Annotated in this window: 7 protein-coding genes; all 7 read left to right on the top strand. The window is 42.6% G+C overall.

Features of this window, described 5'->3' with window-relative positions:
• Nucleotides 1-166 precede the first annotated feature (166 nt).
• From napA to F3G86_RS02775, 7 genes are read left to right on the top strand one after another with little or no spacing between them, the layout of a single operon-like run.
• Nucleotides 167-2,947 (top strand): nitrate reductase catalytic subunit NapA, encoded by a 2,781-nt coding sequence (gene napA / locus F3G86_RS02805; RefSeq protein WP_021093269.1) that lies wholly within the window; start codon nt 167-169, stop codon nt 2,945-2,947.
• An 11-nt stretch (nt 2,948-2,958) separates the two neighbouring features.
• Nucleotides 2,959-3,717 (top strand): ferredoxin-type protein NapG, encoded by a 759-nt coding sequence (napG, locus tag F3G86_RS02800; RefSeq protein ID WP_411160685.1) that lies wholly within the window; start codon nt 2,959-2,961, stop codon nt 3,715-3,717.
• Nucleotides 3,714-4,505, top strand: coding sequence for a quinol dehydrogenase ferredoxin subunit NapH (gene napH, locus F3G86_RS02795; protein ID WP_149722916.1), 792 nt, complete (start codon nt 3,714-3,716; stop codon nt 4,503-4,505). The genes napG and napH overlap by 4 nt, the downstream gene beginning before the upstream one ends.
• Nucleotides 4,502-5,029, top strand: a complete 528-nt coding sequence (locus F3G86_RS02790) for a nitrate reductase cytochrome c-type subunit (RefSeq protein WP_149722915.1) — start codon at nt 4,502-4,504, stop codon at nt 5,027-5,029. Before napH ends, F3G86_RS02790 begins: the two co-directional genes overlap by 4 nt.
• Nucleotides 5,029-5,496, top strand: coding sequence for a 4Fe-4S dicluster domain-containing protein (locus F3G86_RS02785; protein ID WP_149722914.1), 468 nt, complete (start codon nt 5,029-5,031; stop codon nt 5,494-5,496). Before F3G86_RS02790 ends, F3G86_RS02785 begins: the two co-directional genes overlap by 1 nt.
• On the top strand, nt 5,493-6,428 hold the full coding sequence (locus F3G86_RS02780; protein WP_149722913.1) for a WD40 repeat domain-containing protein: 936 nt from the start codon (nt 5,493-5,495) through the stop codon (nt 6,426-6,428). The genes F3G86_RS02785 and F3G86_RS02780 overlap by 4 nt, the downstream gene beginning before the upstream one ends.
• The gene (locus F3G86_RS02775; RefSeq protein ID WP_002939660.1) at nt 6,425-6,766 is read left to right on the top strand and encodes a chaperone NapD; all 342 of its coding nucleotides are present in this window, start codon (nt 6,425-6,427) and stop codon (nt 6,764-6,766) included. The genes F3G86_RS02780 and F3G86_RS02775 overlap by 4 nt, the downstream gene beginning before the upstream one ends.
• The last annotated feature ends 193 nt before the right edge of the window (nt 6,767-6,959 follow it).

Genomic DNA, 6,959 nt, shown 5'->3' with positions numbered 1-6,959 from the left:
ATCATCTTACTTCTTTTAGAATGGGCTATTTATATAAATTTTCTTAAACTAATATGTAATTTTATATCTTAAGTTTATTGAAATTTTTATCTATGTAAATCAGGGGTAAATAAGTTTAATGAGAGTAATATCTCTTAAATTTGTTTAAATCTTTGAAGGAGAAAAAATGAATCGACGAGATTTCATCAAAAGTGCTGCAGCTAGTGCTGCTTGTGCTAGTGCCGGTATCGCTGTGCCAAGCTCGCTAAGTGCGGCAAACGAAGCTGAAAAAGGCTGGCGTTGGGATAAGGCTGCCTGTAGATTTTGTGGAACCGGATGTGGCATCATGGTTGCTACAAAAGAGGGCAAGATAGTAGCTGTAAAAGGTGACCCAGAAGCGCCAGTAAACCGCGGTCTAAACTGCATAAAAGGCTACTTTAACGCTAAGATCATGTACGGCGAAGATAGGATCACTCATCCACTTTTGCGCGTAAATGAAAAGGGCGAATTTGACAAAAAAGGTAAATTTAAGCAAGTAAGCTGGAAACAAGCATTTGACGTGATGGAAGCTCAGTTTAGAAAGACTTATGACGAGCTTGGACCTCACGGCGTTGGCGTGCTTGGCTCTGGTCAATACACTATCCCAGAGGGCTACACAGCGGTTAAACTTATGAAAGGTGGCTTTAGAAGCAACAGTATCGATCCAAACGCAAGACACTGCATGGCAAGTGCGGTTCTTGGTTTTATGCAAGTTTTTGGTATCGATGAGCCATCAGGCTGCTTTGATGACATCGAGCTAACAGATACTGTCATAGCTTGGGGCGCAAATATGGCTGAGATGCACCCGATCCTTTGGGCGCGCGTGAGCGATAGAAAGCTTAGCGATCCTGATAGAGTAAAGGTCGTAAATTTAAGCACCTACTCAACTAGAACATCAAATTTAGCCGATATCGAGATCATTTTTGCTCCGTCATCTGACCTTGCGATCTGGAACTACATCGCTCGTGAGATAGTCTATAACCATCCTGAGATGATCGATGAAGAGTTTGTTAAAAAACACTGCGTCTTCACAGCTGGCCCAGTTGATATCGGATATGGTCTTCGTCCAGACATCCACCACAAAAAATATGCTCCAAGCGAGCTAGACACCGCTGCTACTGAAAAATCAAAGGTGCTAAGCGAGGCTGAGGGCGTTACGCTTTCTTACCTTGGCCTAAAAGCTGGCGATACGCTAGAAAACAAAAATGCTGCAAAAGCTGGCGATCACTGGCAAATAACATTTGAAGAGTTTAAAAAAGCTCTTGCGCCTTACACACTTGACTTTACAGCTAAGGTAGCAAAAGGCGATCCAAACGAAGATATTAATGAATTTAAGAAAAAATTAAAAGCACTTGCTGATCTTTACATCGAGAAAAATCGCAAAGTCGTGAGTTTCTGGACTATGGGCTTTAACCAACACCAGCGCGGTACATGGGTAAATGAGCAAGCTTATATGGTGCATTTCTTACTTGGCAAGCAAGCACTTCCAGGCTCAGGTGCCTTTTCTCTAACTGGCCAACCAAGTGCGTGCGGAACAGCAAGAGAGGTTGGAACATTCGTTCACCGCTTGCCAGCCGACATGGTTGTTGGCAATCCAAAGCACAGAGAGATCACTGAAAAACTTTGGAAACTACCTGCTGGCACACTAAATGCCGTACCAGGCTCACACTATGTAAAAATGATGCGTGATCTTGAAGATGGCAAGGTTAAATTTATCTGGGTTCAAGTAAATAACCCATGGCAAAACACTGCAAACGCAAACCACTGGATCAAAGCAGCTCGCGAAATGGACAACTTCATCGTCGTAAGTGACCCTTATCCAGGAATTTCTGCAAAAGTAGCTGACCTTATCCTCCCAACTGCGATGATTTACGAAAAATGGGGCGCATACGGTAATGCTGAGAGAAGGACACAGCACTGGAGGCAGCAAGTGCTCCCTGTTGGCGAAGCGATGCCTGATATTTGGCAGATGCTTGAGTTTAGTAAGCGCTTTAAACTAAAAGATGTTTGGGGCGAGAAAAAGCTAAATGACAAAGTGACACTTCCAAGCGTGCTTGAGGCTGCAAAAGCTATGGGATATAGCGAAGAAGATACGCTATTTGACGTGCTTTTTGCAAATGAAGATGCTAAGAAATTTAGCGCAAACGATCCGATCATGGAAAACTATGACAATACAGAAGTCTTTGGCGACAGCAGAAAAGTGATCGGCTCAGATGGTAAAGAATTTAAAGGATATGGATTTTTCATCCACAAATATCTTTGGGAAGAGTATAGAAAATTTGGCGTTGGCCACGGCCACGACCTAGCTGACTTTGACACTTACCACAGAGTAAGAGGTCTTAGATGGCCAGTTGTCGATGGTAAAGAGACTCAGTGGAGATTTAACACCAAATTTGACCCATACGCGAAAAAAGCCGCTCCAAATGATAAATTTGCATTCTACGGCAACAAAAACGCAGCCCTTCCAACAGGCGATCTAAAAGGTGTGAAAAATCAAGAGAAAACTCCTCTTGCAAACAAAGCAAAAATTTTCTTCCGCCCTTACATGGACCCATGTGAGATGCCAAGCAAAGATTATCCATTCTGGCTATGTACTGGCCGTGTTCTAGAGCACTGGCATACAGGCACGATGACTATGCGTGTTCCTGAGCTTTATAGAGCCGTCCCAGAGGCGCTTTGCTACATGCACGAAGATGACGCTAAAAAGCTTGGCGTGCTTCAAAACGAGATCGTTTGGGTCGAGTCACGCCGTGGCAAGGTAAAAGCAAGAGTAGATCTAAAAGGTAGAAATAAGCCACCAGTAGGACTTGTCTATGTGCCTTTCTTTGATGAAAACGTATTTATAAATAAAGTCTGCCTTGACGCTACTTGCCCGATCTCAAAAGAGACAGACTATAAAAAGTGCGCGGTTAAAATTTACAAGGCGTAAAAGTGGCTGATATGGAATTTTCAAGTAGGCGAGAAGCTTTGAAATTTGGAGCTAAGGCAGCGATCTTAGCTCTTGGCGGAGGCTTTGTATGGTCACTTAGTGCCAAAGCCTCACCGCTTGTACTTCTTAGACCGCCTGGTGCGAAAGCAGAGGAGCAGTTTTTGAAAAGCTGTATCAAGTGCGGACTTTGCGTAGAGGCCTGTCCATTTGACACGCTAAAACTTGCCTCGCTAGAAGATGGCATAAGTATTGGTACGCCTTATTTTGAGCCTAGAAAAATTCCTTGTCATATGTGCGAGCATATCCCTTGCGTGCCAGTCTGTCCGACTGGGGCACTAGATGCAAATTTAGTTAGCACAGCTGGCAAACTAGACATAAACAAAGCCAAAATGGGCGTTGCAGTGGTCGATATGAAAAACTGCGTGGCATACTGGGGCATACAGTGTGACGCTTGTTATAGAGCCTGTCCACTTTTAGACAAAGCCCTATATCTCGAGTATCGCCGCAACGAAAGGACGCAAAAGCATGCGTTTTTACTCCCAGTTGTTGATAGCGATATCTGCACAGGTTGTGGCGTGTGCGAGCGAGCCTGTATCACCGAAAAAGCAGCCATTACCGTGCTAAACCGCGAGGTTGTGCTTGGCAAAGTTGGCGATAACTACGTCAAAGGCTGGATAAAAGAAGATGAAAGGCGCGTGGATGATGCCAACAGCAAGATAAAGCTCGACATCAAAAAGGCGACTGACTATCTAAATGGTGGTGAGCTATGAAATTTTTAATCTTAAGACGAATAACTCAAATTTCTATCCTAGTGCTATTTATCCTAGGAAATGTTTATGGGTTTAAGATACTTAGCGGAAATTTAAGCTCATCTTCGCTTTTTGGACAAATTCCACTAAGCGATCCATTTGCGGTGCTTCAAATTTTACTAGCAAGCTTTAGCGTAGGCATAAATGCGGCAATCGGCGCTATCATCGTCTTTGCATTTTACGCGCTCATCGCTTCTAGGGCGTTTTGCTCATGGGTTTGCCCAGTAAATTTACTAACGGACATTGCTTACAAGCTAAGAGAGAAATTTGGCTTTAAGGGTGAAAAAATTTTAAACGTAAGTAAAAATTTGCGCTACTACTTGCTAGCGCTCACTCTTATCTTAAGCCTAGCTCTCTCGCTGCCAGCGTTTGAGAGCATTAGCTTTATAGGTATCATCCAGCGTGGCATTATCTATGGCTCAGTTAGCGCCATTGGCATCGCCCTTGGCATAGTGGCCTTTGATATGTTCGTGTTAAAGCGTGGAATTTGCTCACATGTCTGCCCACTTGGTGCATTTTACGCGGTGATATCAAAATTTGCTCTTATTAGAGTAAAACACGACGCAAATGCCTGCACAAAATGCATGAAGTGCAAGCTCATCTGCCCAGAGGTGCAAGTGCTAGATATGATCGGTAAAGAGAGCCGCGCGGTTAGCTCAAGCGAGTGCATAAGCTGCGGTAGATGTATCGACGTTTGCGGTGATGGGGCGCTAAATTTTAGTATTAGAAATTTAAGGAGAGAAAAATGAAAATGAAAATAATGGCGCTTGGAGCACTATGCGCTGCCTTTTTAGCGGCATGTGCATTGAATAATCCAAGCATTAGTGATTCGCAAATCGGCCTTAGAAATGTCGATTTGTTAGATGATAAAGACGTTGTTTTAAAAGACATCAACTATACAAAAGAGCCAGCAGGTATGGCAAAGAGATTTGATAGATCTTTTGAAAATGCACCTCCATTTATCCCACACGACACTGAGGGCTTGGTGCCTATCACAAAAGATTCAAATATGTGCGTAACCTGCCACATGCCTGAGTTTGCAAAAGATAGCGGAGCTACTCCGATCCCTGCTTCTCACCTTTATGACATCAGAAATAAAAAATATCTTGCGGGCAAGCTTGATGATGAGAGATATAACTGCACAACTTGCCACGTCGAGCAACAAAATGGCGTAACTCAGCTTGTTGGCAATAAATTTAAGCCTGACTTTAGAGATAAAAATGGCTCACACAAGTCAAATTTACTAGACGTTTTAAATGACGGCGTTAAGTAATGCAAAGCAGGCGCGAGCTTTTTAGCAAAATTTTGGGGGCAAAACCTGCTCCCAAATTTATAAACCCACCATTTTTTAGCGGTGAATTTGACTGCGCTGGCTGTGAGGCTGGCTGCGTAAGTGCGTGTGAAAAAGAGCTTCTTAGCTTTGAAAATGAAAGAGTTGTTTTTAAAGTTAAAAAGCTAGGCTGCGACTTTTGCGAAGAGTGTGCGAAAGCTTGTCAAAGTAGCGGCCGAGGAACACTAAATTTAAACTCGCCAAAGAGCATAAACGCAAAGGTTAGCATCAACGTAGCAAGCTGCCTGGCGTGGAACGACACGATTTGCTACAACTGCCTTGACGCTTGTAAATTTAAAGCAGTTGAGTTTCTTGGCGTTTTTCGTCCCATAGTCAATCAAAACTGCGTAAGCTGCGGCGAGTGCTTTGATGTTTGTTTTAAAAATTCGCTTGAGATGGAGGCTTTATGAGAGCTTTGTTTTTTCTTTTTTGCTTGCTAAATTTTATCTTTGCAAATGAGATCACAACGCCTATTAAAGAGATAGAAGCTAGCGCAAATGTGCTTAACACCACGCTGATAAATGGCAAACTTTTTATCGCAACTGATGGTGGCACGGTTGAAATTTATGATCCAAAAGAGTCTAAATTTGACGAGATTATTAAAATGGATGATATAAAAACCTACGTTAGCGACCATGAGAGGCCAAAAATTTTAAATGTCGATGAATTAAATGGTAAGATACTCATCCTAAGCGAGGGCGACTACGCTACAAAGGTACTTTATATAAGAGAAGATGGGCAGATGAGAAGCATAAAAATGGCTAATCAAGCGATAAAAAAAGCTCTATTTTTAGACGGAGAGCACGTCGCACTTGCCTCGATCAGCAATGAAATTTACTTTTTAAACCTAAAAAGTGGCGAAATTTATGATAGTTTTAAGATCTCTATCGCAATGCTCTCAGACATGGAGATAAGCGAAGATAGAGGCACGCTAGCGATCGCTTGTGAGAGTGGCAAGGTCTATTTTTACAACGTTCGCACCAAAAAGATGGACAAAATTTTAGACATCCACACTGATAATATCTACGACATCGCTTATAAAAATGGTGTCATGATCAGCGGAGGCACCGACAGGATCGCTGGCATCTTCTCAGCTGGGACGCTAAAAAAGATAAATACTGGCTTTTTGGTTTATGGCGTGGGACTTAGTAGTGACGGCAAGATCGCCGCGTATATGAGCGATGAGATGAGCGATGTAAATTTGGTTGATAGCGTCACTTTGGATAAGATCGCGATGCTAAAAACTGGTCAAAGCACGATAAATAGCATAGTTTTCATAAGCGACAACGAGGTCGTAACCTCTGCTTATGAGAAGAAAATTTTATTTTGGAGAGTTAGATGAATATTTCAAGCCTGATAGTCTATACAGATAATAAAAATGAGAGCGTAAAAGGCGAGATAAGCAAGCTAAAAGAGTGCGAGATCATCACTGACGCAGAAGATAGGATCGTGGTGGTAGTTAGCTCAGAGAGCATCGAAGATGAGATCAGAGTTTTTAAGATGATAGAGGGCATTAGCGGCGTGGTGAGCGTTGCGATGGTTTATAGCTATCAAGAAGACGCTCAGGAGAATAGAGAGAGGCTTGAAGCAAACGGCAAGATAAGTGAAATTTTAACAAGCGATGACGTAAAAGCCGAAGATATCGCATATGGCGGTAGCGTGCACTATAAGGTGAGGTAAAATTTAATTTAAAGCAATAAATCGCATGCAGTGCAAAGCACTAAAGCATGCCACCTCTAACGTTGTCGGGGTTGGGGGATTGTTAAGGGGGAAGGGAGCGACTTCGTAATTCAAGCCTCTTCCCCCTTAACAAAGAAGCAAACATTTAAATTTGATTAGATTAATTTACAAATTTTAAATTTTCACTCACTCG

The sequence above is a fragment of the Campylobacter concisus genome, from assembly GCF_902460595.1.
GTDB classification, from domain to species: Bacteria; Campylobacterota; Campylobacteria; order Campylobacterales; family Campylobacteraceae; genus Campylobacter_A; species Campylobacter_A concisus_BL.
The sequence above is the reverse complement of the archived record's forward strand: the minus strand, read 5'-3'. Positions and strand labels throughout refer to the sequence as shown.